The following is a 19695-nucleotide window of genomic DNA, read 5'->3' as shown; positions in this document are numbered from 1 at the left end:
CAGACTCTTCTAGATGCTTATTCCGTCGATGCCTGCAACGGTGTGAATGTCCTTGTCGCCGCGCCCGGACAGGTTGATGACGATTCGTTGATCCTGGCGCATGGTAGCGGCGAGTTTCATTCCGTACGCCACCGCGTGACTGGATTCCAACGCCGGCATGATGCCTTCGATCCGCGTCAGCTCGCGGAACGCGGTCAAGGCTTCGTCATCGGTGATATTCACGTAATTGACCCGGCCGATATCCTTGAGCCAGCTGTGTTCCGGCCCGACGCCAGGATAATCAAGCCCTGCAGAGACGGAATGGGTCTCGATGATCTGGCCGGCGTCATCCTCCATCAGGTAGGTGCGGTTGCCATGCAAGACACCCGGGCGGCCAGCACACAGAGGCGCTGCGTGTTGCCCTGTCTCTATACCGCGCCCGCCGGCCTCGACACCGTACATCTGCACGGCAGAATCTTCGAGGAACGGATGAAACAGGCCGATCGCATTGGAGCCACCGCCTACACAGGCGACCAGCGCATCAGGCAACACGCCGGTCTGATCCAGGCATTGCTGGCGGGCTTCGCGGCCGATAACGCATTGAAAATCCCGAACCAGCTTGGGATAAGGATGCGGACCGGCGACGGTACCGATGATGTAGAACGTATCGTCCACATTGGTGACCCAGTCCCTCATCGCCTCGTTCATTGCGTCCTTGAGGGTTCTTGATCCTGATGTCACCGGAATGACTTCAGCGCCGAGCAACTTCATACGGTAAACGTTCAATGATTGCCGCTGAACGTCCTCGGCACCCATGTATACCTGACATTTCAAGCCTAGCCGGGCAGCGACTGTCGCGGTCGCAACCCCGTGCTGGCCCGCGCCGGTTTCGGCAATGACCCGTGGCTTACCCATGTGCTTGGCGAGCAGCGCCTGGCCGATAGTATTGTTTACCTTGTGTGCGCCAGTGTGGTTGAGATCTTCACGTTTGAGATAGATCTGTGCGCCTCCAACCTTTGCCGTGAGACGCTCAGCCAGATAGAGCGGCGACGGACGACCAACGTAATGTGCGAGGTCTCGATCAAATTCGGCCTGAAAGTCGGCATCGGCGGATAAACGGTTGTACAGCGACTCGAGCTCTTCGAGCGCATCCATCAAGGTCTCGGAAACAAAGCGTCCGCCGTAGGGACCAAAATGCCCCCGGTTATCCGGAACAGCTGAAAAATCGATCGGGTTAGAGTCAGACACGCTTGGCCTCTCTGATAAAAGCATTGATTTTGTCGATATCTTTTTTGCCCTTCGAAAGCTCTACACCGCCGCTCACATCAACGGCCCAGGGGTGAGCCTGAGTGATCGCCTGCTGCACATTGGCGGTATCGAGTCCGCCGGCCAGCACCAGCGACCATTTGCGCTCAGCGGGGATCATGGTCCAGTCAAACACCTCACCCGTGCCGCCAGGGACGCCGGGGCGATAACTATCGAGCAGGATGCCGCAGGCGCCCGGCCATTGTGCGGCTGCCGCGTTGACATCCTGTCCGGGCCTGACGCGGATGGCTTTCAAGTAGGGAATTCCGAACTGTCGGCAGAAGTCGTCCGGTTCATCGCCATGAAACTGCAACATATCCAGGCGAACCTGGGCCAACACCTCGCGGAGCTGTTCGGCAGTCGCGTCAACAAACAGTCCCACGGTGGAAATGAAAGGCGGTAGCGCCTGCTGAATGATGCGGGCTTGTTCGATACTGACGGCACGCGGGCTGGCTGCATAAAACACCAGGCCAATGGCATCGGCACCGGCGGCGGCCGCAGCCAGCGCGTCCTCCACCCGGGTGATGCCACAGATTTTTACTCGTACCATTCGCTATGCCCGTTTGAAATCGAGGGCTGACGATAGTAGCAGATCATCCGGAGAGCGTCAGTCGTCCAGCGAATTCAGCGCAGACAGAAAATGTGGCCCCATATAACGATGAGGAAGCTGGAACCGCTCAGGGTAGGTAACATCAACCAGATACAGACCGAACGGCGGCGCGGTCAACCCTCCTTCCCGCCTGTCTCGACTTGTCAGCACCTCTGCGGCCCACTCTACCGGTCGCTCGCCACAACCAATTTCCATCAATACGCCAGCAATGTTGCGCACCATGTGATGCAGAAAGGCGTTCGCCCGAACGTCCAGCACAATGAACTGGCCGAAGCGAACCAGGCGCAAATGATGGATCGTCTTGACCGGCGATTTAGCCTGGCAGGCAACCGCGCGGTAAGCGGAGAAATCATGCTCCCCGACCAGTAGCGCACCGGCCTGCTGCATCCGTTCGATATCCAGCGTCCTGTAGTTCCACGTCACCTCATGAGCGAGGTGCGCCGGCCGCACCGGGTCGTTGTAGATAACATAACGGTAGCGCCGGGCCTTTGCGGAAAACCGAGCGTGAAAGTCCTGCTCTACCGGCTGCGCCCACGCCAGGCTGATATCCGCGGGCAGGTTGGCGTTCGCGCCATGGAACCAGTTGGCCATGGAACGCCTTGCATCGCTGTCAAAGTGGATGATCTGACTGGACGCGTGGACGCCTGCATCCGTCCGCCCTGCACACACCGTGCTCACAGGATGATTTGCCACTCTGGAAAGCGCCTTTTCGACCGCTTCCTGAACGCTGCGGACGCCACTTTGCTGGCGTTGCCAGCCACGATAGGCCGTGCCGCGATATTCGATACAGGCGGCTACCCTTGAAACAACAACGGCCGCCTCAGGGGCGGCCGCTTCGAAGGTTTGTGAAACCATTTGTCAGGCCAGTTGCTCCATCATTTCACGCGCATCCTGCTGCTGTTGATCGTTCCCTTCTTCAATCACTTCAGCAAGGATATCACGCGCACCTTCCTCGTCACCCATATCAACGTAGGCACGGGCAAGGTCCAACTTGGTTGCGCACTCATCGGTGCCGGACAGGAAGTCAAACTCATCTTCCATGCTTTCACTCATCGCCTGATCGGTGGGCATATTTCCAGTGAAAGGGTCCAGTGCATCAGGCAACGAAGATAGCTTCTCGGCGTCGGCTTCAGATTCCGCTGCCTCAGTTTCCGCTTCGATCGACGCGTTGAGCTCGGATTCAAAGTCCGCCAGATCGGCATCAGAAAAACCGAAGTCACCCGTTGTCTGTTCGGTTTCCGCTGTCTCGCCGGTGCCGGTAGCAGCAGCATCAGCTTCAAGCGGATCGATAACATCCAACTCGGTCAGCGCGTCATTCTCATTGCGTGGAGGCAATACCAGATCAGCGTCATCGAAATCATCAGCGCACGCGGAGGACGCCGTTTCAGAGTCAAGCTCATCATCCAGATCAAGGTCGAATCCTGAAGCAGTTGCTTCGTCAGTCGGCTCAGGCTTGGCCAGCTCTTCGGCAAGCGAGTCGTCCAGATCGAAATCCAGATCGAACGCATCGTTCTCATCTTGCTTGTCTTCGAAGAGACTGTCTTTCGGCTGGGCAGGCTCGTCGAGATCGCCGAAGTCAAAGTTGCGGGCGTCCTCTTCGAAGAGGGAGTCGCTCGTGTCGTCAGTACCACCCGGGGCCGTATCGAGATCAAGGTCGAATTCATTTTCGTCCAGATCACTGATCACCATCGAGGCCCCGACCAGACCTGCAGCCATGGCCGGGAACCGTGCGTTCATTTCCGCCAGCTGCGCATCCGCCCCGCCCAGATGCTCGACCGCTTCAGCCTGCTCTGCATAGCCCTGAGGGTGGTCCTGAAGCGCCTCGACCTCCATCAGCTTGAGCCGCAGATCGGTACGTCCAGGCTCATCATCGATTGCAGAGCGCAGGGTTTCAGCCGCCTCAGCCAGTTTCCCATAGGCAACCAGTGCGTCAGCTTCGGTAATCACATCCCGATTCAGACGCTGGTCATCTTCCGGTTCGTCAAAGTTAGCCAGAGCAACATTGAAATCCTCACCGTCATGCGTACCGATATCGTTGTCCGAGTCTACCGATGAACCGAGGAAATCATTCGACAACTCCTGCTCGCGACGAGCGTTACGGCGCGAAATCGACATCAGGATCAGCAGTAATATGAACAGCGCCGCGGCGCCTGCTATCAACATCAGGGTCTGGTTTTGCAGGAAGCGCTGAAGCATTCCCTCGATGCCGCCAGCTTGTGTTGCACTGACTTCGGCTGGCTCTGCGGACTCGGTCGGTGCCGCTGCAACTTCCGGTCGCGCGGAAGACGTTGCTTCCACAGGCTCGCTTACGCTCGGCGCCTCTGCGACAGCAACGGGCTCAACGGGCGCATCGGCGGCCGATACTGCCTCGTTATCCAATGTCGATACCTCCGCGAGCGCGGCCTCGTCCTGCGCAGTGGCAGACTCCGACTCGTTATCCGATCCCACCGGCTCGGCTGTGCCCGCCAATTGGGGGTCGACCGGTGATTCCTCTTCCACAGCAGCGCTCTCAGGCGCGCCAGGCTCAGCACCGGCCTCTTGCGCTGCCACGTTACCCATTTGCTCCTGTAACGCAGCAAGCTGGGTGTCTTTCAATGTCAGCAGCCGCTGCAAGGTTTCCAGCTGTCCCTGAACATCGTCGAGACGCGAAGCCAATTCGGCTTTTTCACTCTCAGCGGAATCGAGCTGTTCCTTGGTGCGGTCAAGCGCATCACGTAGCTGACCTTCGCCGTTGCCACCCGCGGAGTCCGAGCCACCGCCATCTTCAGACCCGGCAACCAGCCGTAACGAATCGCTGGTATCGGCTTCGGCGGGCGCAGCCGCTGCAGTTTCTCGCTGTCGCGCATCGAGCTGACGCTGCGATGGCTCAGCCGCCCTGCGGCCGCTTTGCCAGGCGCTGGTCTGCTGGGCAACTTGGTCCAGGGCGTCAGCGCGACTTCGCTGCGATGCCTGCTCAGCATCAGGCAAGGTCAACGTCTGGTTCGCCAGCATGGTATTTATGTTCTGGTTCAGGAACGCCTGGGGATTGAGATCCTGGATGGCCAGCATGGTCTGGTGTACTGAAGCGCCGCGCGGCCGGTGTGCCAGGGCGATTTCCCACAGCGTATCGGAAGGACTGGTGCGTAGAGTCCCCCCTTCAGACGCAGCGGATGACGCCTGCTGTGCAGGGCGCGCAGCCGCAGCCTGCTGCGTAGGTCGAGAAGGCGCTGACGCTTGCTGGCGGGGGGCACTCGGAGGGGTTACCGGTGCCGCTGCAGTGACAGGAGTAGATGACGTCTGATACAGGGGAGGATCAAGCAGTACGGTAAATTCGCGAAGCACTCGACCTGAAGGCCAGCGTACCTCCATAAGGAAGTTCAGAAAGGGTTCGTTGACTGGTCTGCTGGAGGTAACCTTGATCACTGCTCGCCCGTCGGGCTTGATTTCGGGGGTGAAATTCAGATCGGTGAGAAAAAACGCCCGGTCGATACCTGCCCTTCCAAAATCATCTGCTGACGCGAGGGTGGGCAGAATCTCTTCACTGGACAAATCCTTGACCTGAAGCAACTCGATCTCTGCTTCGAGGGGCTGATTCAACGCTGAACGCAGGTTTATATCACCTACTCCCAGAGCCAGAGCCATATTGGAAGACATCAAGGCGCTTGCCGCGGTGACAGCCAAAACCAGTTTGCGAACCATAGCGAAAATCCTTTGCTTTATCGTTTTTTCACGCGTCTAAGACTCCGGCTATCTCTATCGGCCCTGTACTCCCCCCATCCGATAGAGACTACCCGTATACCCATCAGAGCCTTACGTAAGTCTGCTTCTGCAAACCTTAACCGCTAAGTTGAAATCCACAGCAAGTATTGATTACAAAAAATCTTTTATCAACAACCCAGCGACCTCAAGACTGTTAAGTGCGACACCTTTTCGCAGATTATCCGACACGGCCCACAGATTGACTGAGTGCGGCTCGAGACGGTCCTGACGCAGACGGCTTATCCAGACATGGTCACTGCCCGTGGCATCGCTGACTGGCGTTGGATAACCGCCCTCGGCCGGCTTATCCAGCAGCTTGATTCCTTTGGCTTTACGCATGAGCGTGCCAAGACGTTTGCCGGCAATTACCTGTTCGGTACGCGCCTGCATCGCCTGGGCAGTGCCAAAAAAGATAGGCACCAGTACACAGGTCGCAGACACCGGGAGATCCGGCAGACCCAGCACTCGCCGCAAATCCTCGGCAAGGCGCCGTTCAGACTGACTATCGCCGTTTTCGTCTACTTCACCGATGCGTGGGATCAGGTTGAATGCAGCCTGCTTGTCGAATGCGCCCCGCTCTGCAGGCTGACCGTTGAGTAACCGACCCGTCTGCAACGCCAGGGCCTCGACCTCTTCCTTGCCTTGAGTAGACATGGACTGATAGGTCGCAATGTTCACCGACCGCAGCCCAGCGTCATCAAGCAGCGGTTTCAACGCGACTGCAGCCTGTGCAACCTCACTATCAGGGCAGGCAACAATGCGCCGCGTCGCGAACCCGGACAAAGACTGAGGGTTAACTTCAGCGACCACCAGGGGGATATCCGCATCACGGAAGGCGCCGGTGGCATCAACCACAGCACATCCGGCAGCCACGGCTTTGGGGGCCCACTCGGCTGCCAGGTCCATGTCGCCAACAAACAGCGCGAGCTGAACCCGGCTGAAATCGAACTGCTCGACAATCTCCACCCGCTGACTCTGCCCATGGATCATCAGCCTGCCACCAGCCGCTTCCCTGGTTTCAAGCAGGTGCACCGTAGCAAAGGGAAATGCGTGATCCTCCAGCAGACTCATCACGTTCTCGCCGACGATCCCGTAGACACCTACTATTGCCACATCACATGACTTCGTCATTACAACCTCTTGGTTTTAAAACAAAAAGGGCATCCCCGAATAACGGAAATGCCCTGTCAGGTCTGCTCAGCTATCGAGCTGGACCAGCCTCAGTCTTCTTGGAGAATGTTCAGCATGCGACGTAGCGGCTCTGCAGCGCCCCATAGCAACTGGTCGCCTACAGTGAACGCGGACAGGTACTGCGATCCCATGTTCAGCTTACGCAAGCGACCTACCGGAACCGTCAGATTACCGGTAACAGCCGTCGGCGTCAGATCCCGGAGAGTGGCTTCCTTCTCGTTCGGCACTACCTTCGACCAAGGGCTGTGTGCATCCAGCATCGCCTCGATATCAGCGAGCGGCACATCCTTGTTCAACTTGATGGTCAATGCCTGGCTGTGACAGCGCATGGCACCAATTCGCACGCAGATGCCGTCCACCGGGATAGGACGACCGCTACGACCAATGATCTTGTTGGTCTCCGCCTGCGCCTTCCATTCCTCACGACTCTGCCCGTTCGGCAGCTGCTTGTCGATCCATGGGATCAGGCTGCCGGCCAATGGCACACCAAAATGCTCAACCGGGAAACTGTCATCACGCAGCGTCGAGGCAACAGTGCGATCAATCTCCAGGATCGCGCTGGCTGGATCAGCCAGTTTGTCAGCGACAGAGGCGTTGATTGTGCCCATCTGGTTAATCAGTTCCCGCATATTCTGCGCGCCGGAGCCACTGGCTGCCTGGTAGGTCATGGCAGTCATCCACTCGACCAGACCGTTTTCAAACAGGCCTCCCAACCCCATCAGCATCAGGCTTACAGTACAGTTTCCGCCGACGTAGGTCTTGACCCCGTCACGCAGCGCCTGATCGATGTTCCGACGGTTAACCGGATCGAGGACGATGACTGCCTCGTCTTCCATGCGCAGGGTGGAAGCAGCGTCGATCCAGTAACCATTCCAGCCTTCGGCGCGCAGCTTCGCATACACGGCCTGGGTGTAATCGCCACCCTGACAGGTGATGACAACGTCCAGCGTTTTCAGGGATTCCAGATCGAAGGCGTCCATTAGCGGCGGGATATCCTTGCCGATATCCGGACCCTGGCCGCCCACATTGGAGGTGGTGAAGAACACCGGCTCGATGTTGTCGAAATCGTTTTCTTCACGCATGCGTTGCATCAGCACGGAGCCGACCATGCCACGCCAACCTACCAGTCCAACTCTTTTCATATTTGCCCCCCGGGGGGTAAAAATTCAGAAACAGCTGCATCCGGCATGAGCCGAATGCACGTAGCCGTACAGATTACAGGTTTTTCAATTCCGCTACCACGGCATCACCCATCTCGGCGGTGCCTATCCGACGGCAGCCCTCCGACATGATGTCTCCAGTGCGCAACCCTTTATCGAGAACCAGGCTGACCGCCTTCTCGATGGCATCAGCAGCGACAACCTGATTGAAGCTGTAACGCAGCATCATCGAAACGGACAGGATGGTCGCCAGTGGATTGGCGATGCCCTGCCCCGCGATGTCAGGCGCGCTGCCATGGCACGGCTCATACATACCCTTGTTGTTCGAGTCCAGCGATGCCGAGGGCAGCATGCCGATGGAGCCCGTGAGCATGGACGCCTGATCCGACAGGATATCGCCGAACATGTTGTCAGTGACGATGACGTCGAACTGCTTGGGCGCACGTACCAGCTGCATGGCAGCGTTATCGACATACATATGCGAAAGCTCGACCTCGGGATAATCCCTGGCCACTTCTTCAACCACTTCCCGCCATAGCTGGCTGGAGGCGAGCACATTGGCCTTGTCGACCGAGCAGAGCTTTTTATTGCGCACCATGGCCATGTCAAAACCGACTTTGGCGATGCGACGAACCTCGCTTTCGCTGTAGGGCAAGGTGTCATAGGCCTGTCGCTCGCCATTCTCGAGCGTACGGCGCTCGCGTGGCTGACCGAAGTAAATGCCACCGGTCAATTCGCGCACGATCAGAATATCCAGCCCTGATACCACCTCAGGCTTCAGCGTCGACGCATCGGCCAGCTGCGGATACAGAATGGCCGGACGCAGGTTGCCGAACAGCGCCAGCTGCGAGCGGATTTTCAGCAATCCCCGCTCAGGGCGCAGAGACGGATCGATCGAGTCCCATTTCGGCCCGCCTACCGCCCCGAGCAGAATCGCATCCGCCTTGCGAGCGCGCTCCAGCGTCTCATCAGCCAACGGCGAACCATAACGGTCATAGGCCGCACCACCCAGGTCGTCGGTCTCAAGTTGCATATCGAGATCGAACTTTTCGATTGCCAGGTCAAGCACCTTGACGGCCTCGCCCATAATCTCCGGACCGATGCCGTCACCGGGTAAAACGAGAATCTGCTTACTCATAATCTCTCTCTGTTAACGCCGCAGCGTCTGGTGAATACAAATCAGCGACCGCCCCACAGCACGATCACATCGGTGCTGAATGAACCGTCACCTAATATCTCGAAATAACTTACAACGTCTTCGCTAACTGATTGTTGCAAAAGACGAATAGCCTCAGTCATAGCGCGGGGAGTGCGCATGCGGCCGACCCAGGAACTGAACTCCAACGACAACCGTTGCATGCGGTGACCGGATACCAGCAACCCAGCCGAAGTGAACATGTCGAGCCATTCGGTCGCGGAGTAATCGCGCACATGGCTGGTGTCGCGCAACACTTCTACTGTCTGAAGATAGGTATCCAGCAAGGCCACGCCAGGTGAAGCAACGTCAACAAAAGCAACTCGACCGTATGGCTTGAGCACGCGCCGCACCTCGCGCAATGCCTGCAGCGGGTCGTACCAGTGGTGCGCCGAATACCGACTGAATACAAAATCAAAGCTTTCATCCGCGAAGGGCAATTGCTCCGCCGCGCCCTGCCTGACGCTTATATTGCCAAGCTTTTTTTCCGCGGCTGTGGCAGCGACAACATCAAGCATCCCTTGCGACAGGTCGTAAGCGACGACAGACCCTGCCAGCGGCGCCACATGAAAGCTGACGTGGCCGGCTCCACAACCCAGATCCAGCACCTGAGCCTGCCGCGTTTGCGTTACGGCTTCCGCCAGCTCGGCCAGTTCAGGCCCAACCGAATGAATGCCGCTCTGCAGATACGCCTGCGCCTGCTCGCCGAATTGACGCTGAACGACCTGGTCATGTGCCAATTTGCTCATCGCGCTCCTCCGGCGAGCTGGTGCACCTACGTTGAGCTACTTGATCGCACCAAACAGCCACGGATTGGCCTGTTTGTGCTGCTCTTCAAAGTTCCGGATGGCATCGGCATCCTGAAGAGTCAGGCCGATATCATCCAGACCATTAAGCAGGCAATGCTTGCGAAACTCGTCAATCTCGAAGGAATAGCTGACACCGTCGGGCCGGGTGACGGTTTGTGCGTCGAGATCAATGGTCAGCTGATAGCCCTCTTCCGTCTCTGCCTGCCGAAACAGGTCGTCAACATCTTTTTCTTTTAAAACAATGGGTAACAACCCGTTCTTAAAGCTGTTGTTATAAAAGATATCGGCAAAACTCGGCGCAAGGATGGCGCGAAAACCGTACTCTTCCAACGCCCATGGCGCATGCTCGCGACTGGAGCCGCAACCAAAATTCTTGCGCGCCAGCAGCACACTTGCCCCCTGATACCGGGGCTGATTGAGCACGAAGTCAGGGTTCAGCGGGCGGTTAGTCGAGTCCTGACCCGGGAAACCTTCGTCAAGGTAACGCAGTTCGTCGAACAGGTTCTGACCGAATCCGGTACGCTTGATCGACTTCAGGAACTGCTTCGGAATGATCAGATCCGTATCGACATTGGCGCGGTCAAGCGGTGCAACCAGGCCGGTGTGCTGTGTAAAAGGCTTCATGCGCTTACCTCCTGCTTGAGCATTTCCCGGACGTCGACAAAATGACCAGCGATGGCGGCCGCAGCTGCCATTGCCGGGCTGACCAGGTGCGTGCGCCCCCCGTTGCCCTGACGACCCTCGAAGTTGCGATTGGACGTTGAAGCGCAATGCTCGCCCGCCTGCAGGCGGTCAGGGTTCATTGCCAGACACATGGAACAACCCGGATCGCGCCATTCAAAACCCGCGGCCAGAAAGATCTTGTCCAGACCCTCGTTTTCGGCCTGCTCCTTGACCAGTCCGGAGCCCGGCACCACCATCGCCTGCTTGATCATTGGCGAAACGTGGCGGCCCTTCGCGACAGCCGCTGCGGCGCGCAGATCTTCGATACGCGAGTTGGTACAGGAACCGATGAATACCCGATCAAGCTTGATGGAGCTGATCGGCTGGTTGGCCGCGAGCCCCATATACTGCAGCGCGCGTTCATAACCGCTGCGCTTGACGGCGTCCGCTTCCTGTGTCGGATCCGGCACCTTGTCGTGGATGGCAACGACCATTTCCGGAGACGTACCCCAGGACACCTGGGGCTGAATCTGCGTCGCGTCCAGTTCAACAACTGTGTCGAACTCAGCCTCGGCATCCGAGACCAGATCCTGCCACGCTGCAACTGACCGCTCCCAGTCCTCACCCTTGGGCGCGTAGGGACGACCCTTGACGTAATCGATGGTCTTCTCGTCGCAGGCAACCAGACCAACCCGCGCACCCGCCTCGATAGCCATATTGCATATGGTCATGCGCCCTTCGATCGACAGATCCCGAATCGCGGAACCGGCAAATTCAATTGCGTGCCCGTTACCACCGGCGGTACCGATCTTGCCGATGACGGCCAGGACAATGTCCTTGGCCGTCACGCCAAAGCCCAACTTGCCCTCAACGTTGACCAGCATGTTCTTCATTTTCTTGGCGACAAGGCACTGGGTGGCCAGCACGTGCTCGACTTCGGAGGTGCCGATGCCATGCGCCAGGGCCGCAAAAGCGCCATGCGTTGCGGTATGCGAATCACCACAGACGATGGTCATACCCGGCAATGTAGCCCCCTGCTCCGGACCGACCACGTGCACAATGCCCTGACGGCGATCAGTCATCTGGAATTCCATGATGCCGAAGTCCAGACAGTTGTCGTCCAGGGTGGTGACCTGCAGCTTGGAGACCTGATCGTCGATACCCGCTACCCCCGCCGACCGATTGGTAGTCGGCACGTTATGGTCTGGCGTCGCCAGGTTCGCATCAATGCGCCAGGGCTTGCGACCAGCCAACCGCAACCCTTCAAAAGCCTGCGGCGAGGTCACCTCGTGCAACAGGTGGCGATCGATATAAAGCAGTGCGGAACCATCGTCCCGCTGTTTAACCAGATGGTTATCCCAAAGCTTGTCGTAAAGCGTCTTGGCGGACATGCTGATCTCCTGAATCAGGCCGAGGACGGTCGGACGCCGTCATGCAGAACCTGCGTTGCTAATCATGGCGAATACTAAAAGCTGGCAACCAATAAAACAAATTCATTATATTCATGGTTTGGATTACCAACTGGAATACCTATGGACACTGCGAATCTGTCTGCTTTTCTGGCGGTTGCGGCCAGCGGATCCTTTTCGCGGGCGGCCGAATCACTGCATCTCACCCAGCCGGCGATAAGCAAGAGAATCGCAGCCCTCGAGACCCAGCTCGGCGCTCGGCTGTTCGACCGAATCGGTCGACATATAACCCTGACGGAGGCAGGCCGTGTGCTGAAACCCCGCGCAGAGGACATCCTTGGCGTGCTGGGTGACACGCAGCGGGCTCTCAGCAACCTGTCGTCCACTGTGCAAGGCCGTTTATCGCTCGCCACCAGTCACCATATAGGGCTTCATCGGCTGCCGCCGGTGCTCCGGCAGTATACCAAGCGTTATCCCGAGGTCGCGCTGGATATTCATTTTCTGGATTCCGAGGTCGCACACGACCGAGTCATGCATGGCGAAGTCGAACTGGCGGTGATTACCCTCGCGCCAAGGGTTGAGTCGCCGATCATTGCAGAGAACATCTGGAACGACGTGCTGGAATTTGTCGTAGCCCCAGATCATCCACTTGCCATTGAACGACACATCACGCTGGAACAATTGGCCAGCTACCCGGCCGTATTTCCGGGGCTGAATACCTTTACCCACCGTATCGTCAGCCAGGCGTTCGAGCGGCATGGCATTACGCCACAAATCAGCATGAGTACCAATTATCTTGAAACGATAAAAATGATGGTTTCCATCGGCCTGGCGTGGAGCGTATTACCGCGCACCATGCTGGATGAGCAGGTGCGCAGCCTGACCGTTCCGGACACTCACCTGGTCAGACAGCTGGGGTGCATCTGGCATAGCGGCAAAACCATGTCAAACGCAGGGCGCGCCATGATCGACATGCTCAAAACGCACCCAGCGCAAGTTTACAGACCACTGGCCTTGTAGCCCGTTAGCCAACCAGCTATTTTCAGAACAGACCGACTTACCTACCGCCGCAGGAACCTTCCATGGAGTATGTGTCAGGGGCCCACGTAGCTGACACCGGGCAATATCAGGATGATGCTTTCGGCATTCTTTTCCACCGCATGCCCACCGCAGGCCTGTTGGTGGGTGATCAGTCCGACCAGATTCTCGATTCGAATAGCGCATTCGACCAACTGTTTGGTTGGAAATCGCAGGCGCTGCAGGGTCAGCAGGACGGGAGATTTCCGCTTTGGCCCAATGCCGCCGGGCGCAAGCAATGGCTTGCACGATTTGCCGCCGGAGAGTATCCAATAACGCTTGAAACATCGCTTCGCTGCCGTGACGGCAGAATGCTCAGCTGTAGCCTCAGCATCGAACGTGTATCCCTTGCCAACGGGCCCCACCGTTTATATCTGTTTCAGCCACTTGCAAGCCCACGAGGCAGTCACCGCCCATCGCCCCTCGATGCTGTGGACACAACCCTCCCCGATCAGGATAGCCTTGCTCTTGCGTTGGATGCCTCACAAATGGGGATATGGGAGCTGGACATCCAGAGCGGCTTGCTGAATGCCTCGGCGCGGTCGGCCGTACTTCACCGTTGCTCGCCGAACGCCTGGAAAGGACTAATACAAACCTTTATGACCGTGGCGCTCAAGGAAGATCAGCGCGCCATGCGCCGTGCCTTCATTGCGATCTGCCGCGGTCGCCGACGCCGCCACCGACTGACCTATCGTATCAGCCAACCGGATGGCAGCTTGAAGTGGCTCGAAGCGACCGCACGCCTGGACCGGGACGTTGAAGACAAGCCATTGCGCCTGACCGGCACGCTGCTGGATATCACTGAACGACGTCGAAGTGAGCAGGCATTGGCGGAGAGCCAACGAAAGTTTTCCGAGCTGTTCCAGGGCGCGCCCGAGCCATACCTGCTGATGTATACCGACAGCGGCGTGATTATTGAGCTGAATCGTGCATTTATCCGTACTTTCGGATACCGCCTGCAAGACGTGATCGGCACGCCATTGACAGAAACAAGGCTGATAAACCCGTCGAATGATTCCCAGCTCACCATTGCCGGTTTGCTGGCAGGCAAAGCCGTGCATGTAGATGAGATCGACGTACGCCATGTGAATGGCCGGACACATACCTGCGAACTTTCCAGCGCGCTGTTTACCATCAACCGTCAGCAATGCACGCTCGTAAGCCTCAAAGATATTACTGCGCGCAAGGCAGCGGAAAGCGCCCTGCGCGCCTCCGAAAACAAATTCTCCCGCGCCTTCCGCGCCAGTCCCGACTCAATCAGTATTACCGAGAAGCGCTCGGGCCGACACCTGGAGGTCAATGAAGGCTTCACCCGTCTTACCGGCTTCACACCGGCCGAAGCCATCGGCCGTACCAGCGCAGAGCTTGAGTTGTGGGCCGAACCTGGAGAGCGTGCTGCAATCCTGGCTGAGCTGAAACGCTGCGGCCGGATACGCCAGCGTGAATTACGCCTGCGTGACAAATACGACCAGATTCGTATCGTGCTGATATCTGTCGAAACGCTCGACATTAACGGCACCGACTGCCTGCTGACCACCGCCCGGGACATCACCGAACAGAAGTACATCGAAGAACGGGTCCGACACCTCGCCTATCACGACGCCCTGACGGATCTGCCCAACCGATTGCTGCTCAGTGACCGGCTCGTACAGAACATCGCGCTGTATAACCGTCACAGGCTAAAGGGCGCACTGCTGTTCTTTGACCTTGACCGCTTCAAACAGATCAACGATACGCTGGGACATGCGTTCGGCGACGCGGTGCTGTGCGAAGTGACGCGGCGCATGCTCTCGGTAGTGCGCAAGGAAGACACCGTCGCCCGGCTGGGCGGCGACGAGTTTGTGGTTCTCATCAGCGGGCTCGAAGAAAATGAGCAGTCCTTTGTGGAGCAGATCAACCAGAGTGCAGTGAAGCTGTTGAATGTGCTGGCTGAACCAATGGACATCGATGGTCACAGTCTGCAACTCAGCACAAGCGTCGGCATCGCACTCATTCCGGATCATGGCGACAATCCTGAGGAGCTGCTAAAGCGCGCCGACATTGCGCTGTACCGAGTAAAAGAGAGCGGCCGCAACGGCATTGCTTTTTTCGAGGAAGCCATGCAGACCCAGGCCGTCGAGCGCCTGGAAATTGAGACGGAATTAGCACAGGCGCTTCAGTGTGGCCAGATGCGGATCCGCTATCAGCCCCAATTCGATGTCTCCAGACAGCGCGTTATCGGCGTCGAAGCCTTCCTGTACTGGGATCATCCGGTCCGGGGGTTGCTTGCGTCCGGAGCGTTCGAAGACGCGCTGGAGCAAAGCGACATACTCATTGAGACCGGGCACTGGCAGCTCGAACAGGCCTGCCAACTGACAGCACAACTATTGGCATCGGGCCTGGCCGAGCCCACACAGTTCCGTGTCAGCGTTAACGTCAGCCCCAGGCAATTTCATCACGCCGATTTCATCCCACATCTCAATCATGCACTGTATGCCAGCGGCATCCCTGCGCGCTGCCTCAAGCTCGGCGTACCGGAAAGTGCAGTCATTCAGGACATGAGCGGAACTCTGTCGAGGATGACCGTACTGCATCAACAGGGCGTACTACTCTCCCTGAACAACCTGGGCACTGGCTACTCATCGCTCAATTACCTCAAGCGCCTCCCCGTCGACGTGCTCAAGATCAATCAGTCATTTGTTCAGGACTGCGCAGCCAGCCCTCACGACGCTGCCGTAGTGCGCGCCATTATCGGCATAGCTCACAGCCTGGATCTGGAGGTTGTGATAGAAGGTGTTGAAACCCGCGAGCAACTCGCCGTATTCGACCACCTCCCCTGCGATTACTTTCAGGGAGCCTTATTTTGTCCTGCAGTGGATGCCGACAGGCTTGTGCATATGCTCGAAGTATTCCGTGTCGCACAGCAGAGCGCACGGCAGAGCTGATTCGCGCCCCACTTCACATCGGCGCCAAATATAAGATTATTGAACCATTTCCTATGGGATGATGTCCGAGGCCCGGCATAATCGCCGGCCGTGCCGGAATCCGGAAATAAGGAAGCGTTACCCATGAATAAATCAATGCTGTCAGGAATTGTCATAGGCGCCATCGTAGCCACTGCGGGCGGCGCTATCGCCGGATATAACGCACTGGCACCCAAGACGCCCACTCACGCAGACGTCGTCAGCGTGGCGGAGATCAAGGAAGACGAGCGCACTTCACGGCAGGTGTGCCAGGACGTGGCAGTTACCCGCCAGAAGCCGGTCAAGGATCAGCACCAGATTATCGGTTCAGTTGCCGGGGCTGTCGTCGGCGGCGTACTGGGCAATCAGGTTGGCGGCGGCAGCGGCAAGAAGATCGCCACTGTGGCGGGCGCTGCGGCAGGCGGCTACGCCGGCAACAAGACACAGGAAAAACTGCAGGCGAACAGCACCTACACCACTATCGAAAACCGCTGTGAAACAGTTTACGACACTACTACCAAAGTGGTTGGCTACCAGGTGGATTACCGCATCGGTGAGGAACAGGGCAGCGTTCGCATGAACGAGCACCCCGGCAAGCAGATCGCATTGACTGATGGCAAGCTGAATCTCGATACGCTCTAAACCGCTTTCATGTTGCAGAAAAGACCGGGCTTGCGCCCGGTCTTTTCGTTTATGCCTGCGCCTCGGCTTCTCTGCACATTTCCAGCCAGCGTTCTATACCGGCGCTGCGGAACTTGTTGCGCTGAAGCACGAAATAGAAGCTGCGCTTGAAGTCTCGCTGCGGCACTGGCAGGGGCACCAGACTGCCGCGTTTGAAGGCTTCGACCAGGGTAATGGCTGACAGGCAACCGATGCCGAGCCCCGCTTCCACCGCACGCTTGATTGCCTCGGTATGCTGCAGCTCGAGCTTGAATTGCAGCCTCGGCAGCAACCCGTGCAAGGCCCATTCGAAATGCTGTCGCGTGCCCGAACCCTGCTCGCGCACTACCCATTCGGCTTCCACCAGCTCCTCGTCCGTCAGCCATGGCTTACCGGCCCAGGGGTGATCCGGTGCGCAGAAAACCACCAGCTCATCATCGCGCCAGTGCTTCATTTCCAGCTCGGGATGGTGTGTTTCGCCTTCGATCAAACCGATGTCGAGCTCGAAGTTGGCGATTTTGCGCACGATCGTTGCGGTGTTGGCGACCTCAAGCTCAACCCGCGCACCGGGTTGTTCGACCATGTAGCGCGCCATGATTTCTACCGCCAGGTAATTGCCGATACTCAGGGTTGCGCCCACCTTGAGATCTCCGACATCAGCATGGTTCGCCAATGCCAACTCAAGGCTCTGCGCCTGATCAATCAGGGCGCGAGCCTTGGGCCGCACGGTGTTACCCAGTTCGTTCAGCTGCAGCCGCTTGCCGACCCGGTCAAACAGCTGTACACCGAACTGCTTTTCCAGATCCCGCAGGGCGCTGCTGGCAGCGGATTGCGACATGGACAGGCTCTCCGCGGCACGCGTCAGGTTCTCGTAAAAGGACGCAGCAAGAAAGACCTCTAACTGGCGCAGGGTAAATTTCATTATCGGTATTTCCGTTTAGCTAAAGAGATACAAGTCGCTTAACCGATATACTACCAGAGCGTAGTATTCACGCCATCAGACGGGCTAAGGAGCATTTGAAAATGGCGGGATTCAACACCGAACGCGTTCTCAGCGTACACCACTGGACAGACAACCTGTTCAGCTTCAAGACCACCCGCGATCCGGGGTTTCGCTTCAAGAACGGTCATTTCATCATGATCGGTCTGGAAGTCGAGGGTCGTCCGTTGATGCGCGCCTACAGTATCGCCAGCCCGAACTACGAAGACACTCTGGAGTTTTTCAGCATCAAGGTGCCGGATGGTCCGCTGACGTCGCGGTTGCAGAATATCAGGGAAGGCGACCAGATCATGCTGAGCCGCAAGCCTACCGGCACACTGGTGCTCGACCATCTGATCCCGGGCCGGAATCTGTACCTGCTCAGCACCGGTACCGGCCTGGCACCTTTTATCAGCATCGTCCAGGATCCGGAAACCTATGAGCAATATGACAAGGTGATTCTGGTGCACGGTTGCCGGTACGTTCGTGAACTGGCATATCAGGATCTGATCGGCCAGGATCTGCCGAACCATGAATACTTCGGCGATATGGTGCGCGACAAGCTGATCTATTATCCCACTGTCACCCGCGAGCCATTCCGCAACCAGGGCCGACTTACCGATCTGATGAACAGCGGAAAACTGTTCGATGATATCGGGCTGCCGCCCATCGATCTGGAGAACGACCGGTTCATGCTGTGCGGCAGTCCGAACATGCTCAAGGACACCTGCCAGATCCTTGATGCGCAGGGCTTCAAGGAAGCGCGGCATGGCGATCAGGGGCACTACGTGATTGAACGGGCGTTCGTAGAAAAATAGGCCGGGTTGGCAGCGCGCCAACTCGTGGATCGCCGGCTTCAGACGAGGCCGGCGTTATTCTTCCAAAAGACCTGACAGAATCCTTCCAAAAGACCTGACAGAATCAGGCGTTACTCGACGTAAAACATCTGTCGGGTCATGCCGCCATCAATCAGGTAATTCTGTCCGGTAATGAAGCCGGCATCCGGCCCCAGGAGGAAGGCAACCAGCGCCGCAACATCTGCTGGCTGCCCTACTCTGCCCGCGGCATGTTGCTCATGATCCACCACCCTCAGCGGATCACTGGCTTGCTGAACCGGCGGTCGCGTGTCGATCCATCCCGGACTGACCGCATTCACCCTGATTTCAGGCCCGAGGCTTACCGCCATGGCATGCGTCAGTGCTATCAGCCCGCCCTTGCTCGCCGCGTAGGCCTCTGTCTGTGCCTCGGACTGTACGGCGCGGGTTGAAGCCATGTTGACGATGGCACCGCCCCGCCGGCGCAACAATCCGACTGCATGCTTGGAAAGCAGGAAAGCGCCGGTCAGATTGGTGCCGATCAAGCGATTCCAGCTGTCCAGACTCAACTGTTCCAGCGGACCATTATCCGGATCGGCGATGCCGGCATTGTTCACCAGGCCATCAAGCTGCCCGAAGTCTTCCTCGACGCGCTCCATGCAGGCAATCACACTGGCTTCATCTGCAACATCCAGGGTGACAAACTCGACCGTGCCCAGTCGCGCCAGCTCTTCGGCGGCCTCCTGGCCGCCAGCTTCGTCGATATCAGCCAGCACTACCGACCACCCGTCCCGTAACAGACGGGTAGCCACGCCATAGCCGATACCTCGAGCAGCGCCGGTAACCAGCGCCACCCTACCATCCAACGGAATCATTTATGGAGTCGTCCCACCGCGTGGGCCGGCAAAGAACCAGACGATCAGGCCGATCACCGGCACGATCAGAATGAACAATACCCAAAGTACCTTGGCGAGCGTACTCGCACCGCTCTGTACAATTTTGATGATGGCCCAGATACTCAGAACGAGTATCACCAAACCAATTAGACCGCCGCCTAAATTTTCCATCGCTAAGCCCTTGTTTTGAGAAGTTCTTCTCCAGTCTAGACCATCATCACAGCTTCGCTTGCGCAATAGGCAACGCAGCGATAATCCAATACGGCC

17 protein-coding genes are annotated in these 19695 nt (G+C 57.7%); 4 read left to right on the top strand and 13 right to left on the bottom strand.

Annotated elements, in window-relative coordinates; translation table 11 throughout:
- Positions 1–9: 9 nt before the first annotated feature.
- The 10 genes from trpB to leuC all read right to left on the bottom strand — a co-directional run bounded on the left by trpB (position 10) and on the right by leuC (position 12041).
- Positions 10–1227: a tryptophan synthase subunit beta gene (gene trpB, locus G3M63_RS13875; protein WP_256669827.1), complete on the bottom strand. Its 1218-nt coding sequence runs from the start codon at positions 1225–1227 to the stop codon at positions 10–12.
- A complete protein-coding gene (locus tag G3M63_RS13870) occupies positions 1220–1834 on the bottom strand; it encodes a phosphoribosylanthranilate isomerase (protein WP_150301195.1) in 615 nt (204 codons plus the stop codon). Before G3M63_RS13870 ends, trpB begins: the two co-directional genes overlap by 8 nt.
- A gap of 57 nt (positions 1835–1891) precedes the next feature.
- Positions 1892–2749, bottom strand: coding sequence for a tRNA pseudouridine(38-40) synthase TruA (truA, locus tag G3M63_RS13865; protein ID WP_163983522.1), 858 nt, complete (start codon positions 2747–2749; stop codon positions 1892–1894).
- Between the two features lie 3 nt (positions 2750–2752).
- Positions 2753–5572 (bottom strand): FimV family protein, encoded by a 2820-nt coding sequence (locus G3M63_RS13860; protein WP_163983521.1) that lies wholly within the window; start codon positions 5570–5572, stop codon positions 2753–2755.
- 171 nt (positions 5573–5743) lie between these two features.
- Positions 5744–6763 carry an aspartate-semialdehyde dehydrogenase gene (locus G3M63_RS13855; protein ID WP_163983520.1) on the bottom strand — a complete coding sequence of 340 codons (1020 nt, stop codon included), beginning with the start codon at positions 6761–6763 and terminating at the stop codon, positions 5744–5746.
- 89 nt (positions 6764–6852) lie between these two features.
- Entirely contained in the window at positions 6853–7965 is a 1113-nt protein-coding gene (asd, locus tag G3M63_RS13850) for an aspartate-semialdehyde dehydrogenase (RefSeq protein ID WP_163983519.1), read from the bottom strand.
- A 73-nt stretch (positions 7966–8038) separates the two neighbouring features.
- Entirely contained in the window at positions 8039–9121 is a 1083-nt protein-coding gene (gene leuB / locus G3M63_RS13845; RefSeq protein WP_163983518.1) for a 3-isopropylmalate dehydrogenase, read from the bottom strand.
- A gap of 41 nt (positions 9122–9162) precedes the next feature.
- Positions 9163–9927: a class I SAM-dependent methyltransferase gene (locus tag G3M63_RS13840; RefSeq protein ID WP_163983517.1), complete on the bottom strand. Its 765-nt coding sequence runs from the start codon at positions 9925–9927 to the stop codon at positions 9163–9165.
- Positions 9928–9963: 36 nt separating this feature from the next.
- Positions 9964–10611, bottom strand: coding sequence for a 3-isopropylmalate dehydratase small subunit (gene leuD / locus G3M63_RS13835; protein ID WP_150301189.1), 648 nt, complete (start codon positions 10609–10611; stop codon positions 9964–9966).
- Positions 10608–12041, bottom strand: a complete 1434-nt coding sequence (leuC, locus tag G3M63_RS13830) for a 3-isopropylmalate dehydratase large subunit (RefSeq protein ID WP_150301188.1) — start codon at positions 12039–12041, stop codon at positions 10608–10610. The genes leuD and leuC overlap by 4 nt, the downstream gene beginning before the upstream one ends.
- A gap of 141 nt (positions 12042–12182) precedes the next feature.
- On the opposite strand from leuC, the gene G3M63_RS13825 reads away from it, so the two are divergent.
- The 3 genes from G3M63_RS13825 to G3M63_RS13815 all read left to right on the top strand — a co-directional run bounded on the left by G3M63_RS13825 (position 12183) and on the right by G3M63_RS13815 (position 16720).
- On the top strand, positions 12183–13079 hold the full coding sequence (locus G3M63_RS13825; protein WP_150301187.1) for a LysR family transcriptional regulator: 897 nt from the start codon (positions 12183–12185) through the stop codon (positions 13077–13079).
- Positions 13080–13141: 62 nt separating this feature from the next.
- Positions 13142–16060 (top strand): EAL domain-containing protein, encoded by a 2919-nt coding sequence (locus G3M63_RS13820; protein WP_163983516.1) that lies wholly within the window; start codon positions 13142–13144, stop codon positions 16058–16060.
- A 123-nt stretch (positions 16061–16183) separates the two neighbouring features.
- Positions 16184–16720, top strand: coding sequence for a glycine zipper 2TM domain-containing protein (locus G3M63_RS13815; protein WP_163983515.1), 537 nt, complete (start codon positions 16184–16186; stop codon positions 16718–16720).
- Between the two features lie 49 nt (positions 16721–16769).
- On the opposite strand, the gene G3M63_RS13810 is transcribed toward G3M63_RS13815, so the two are convergent.
- The gene (locus tag G3M63_RS13810) at positions 16770–17660 is read right to left on the bottom strand and encodes a LysR family transcriptional regulator (RefSeq protein WP_163983514.1); all 891 of its coding nucleotides are present in this window, start codon (positions 17658–17660) and stop codon (positions 16770–16772) included.
- Between the two features lie 101 nt (positions 17661–17761).
- Here G3M63_RS13810 and G3M63_RS13805 point away from each other — a divergent pair, with 101 nt between their 5' ends.
- Complete coding sequence (locus tag G3M63_RS13805; protein ID WP_150301183.1) at positions 17762–18535, top strand: ferredoxin--NADP reductase; 774 nt, start codon at positions 17762–17764, stop codon at positions 18533–18535.
- A 110-nt stretch (positions 18536–18645) separates the two neighbouring features.
- On the opposite strand, the gene G3M63_RS13800 is transcribed toward G3M63_RS13805, so the two are convergent.
- Together G3M63_RS13800 and G3M63_RS13795 are read right to left on the bottom strand one after the other, a co-directional pair.
- Positions 18646–19407, bottom strand: coding sequence for an SDR family oxidoreductase (locus G3M63_RS13800; RefSeq protein ID WP_163983513.1), 762 nt, complete (start codon positions 19405–19407; stop codon positions 18646–18648).
- A complete protein-coding gene (locus tag G3M63_RS13795; RefSeq protein WP_150301181.1) occupies positions 19408–19599 on the bottom strand; it encodes a PLDc N-terminal domain-containing protein in 192 nt (63 codons plus the stop codon).
- Between the last annotated feature and the right edge of the window lie 96 nt (positions 19600–19695).

The sequence above is a fragment of the Pseudomonas sp. OIL-1 genome (assembly GCF_010669185.1).
GTDB classification, from domain to species: domain Bacteria; phylum Pseudomonadota; class Gammaproteobacteria; order Pseudomonadales; family Pseudomonadaceae; genus Halopseudomonas; species Halopseudomonas profundi.
The sequence above is the reverse complement of the archived record's forward strand: the minus strand, read 5'-3'. Positions and strand labels throughout refer to the sequence as shown.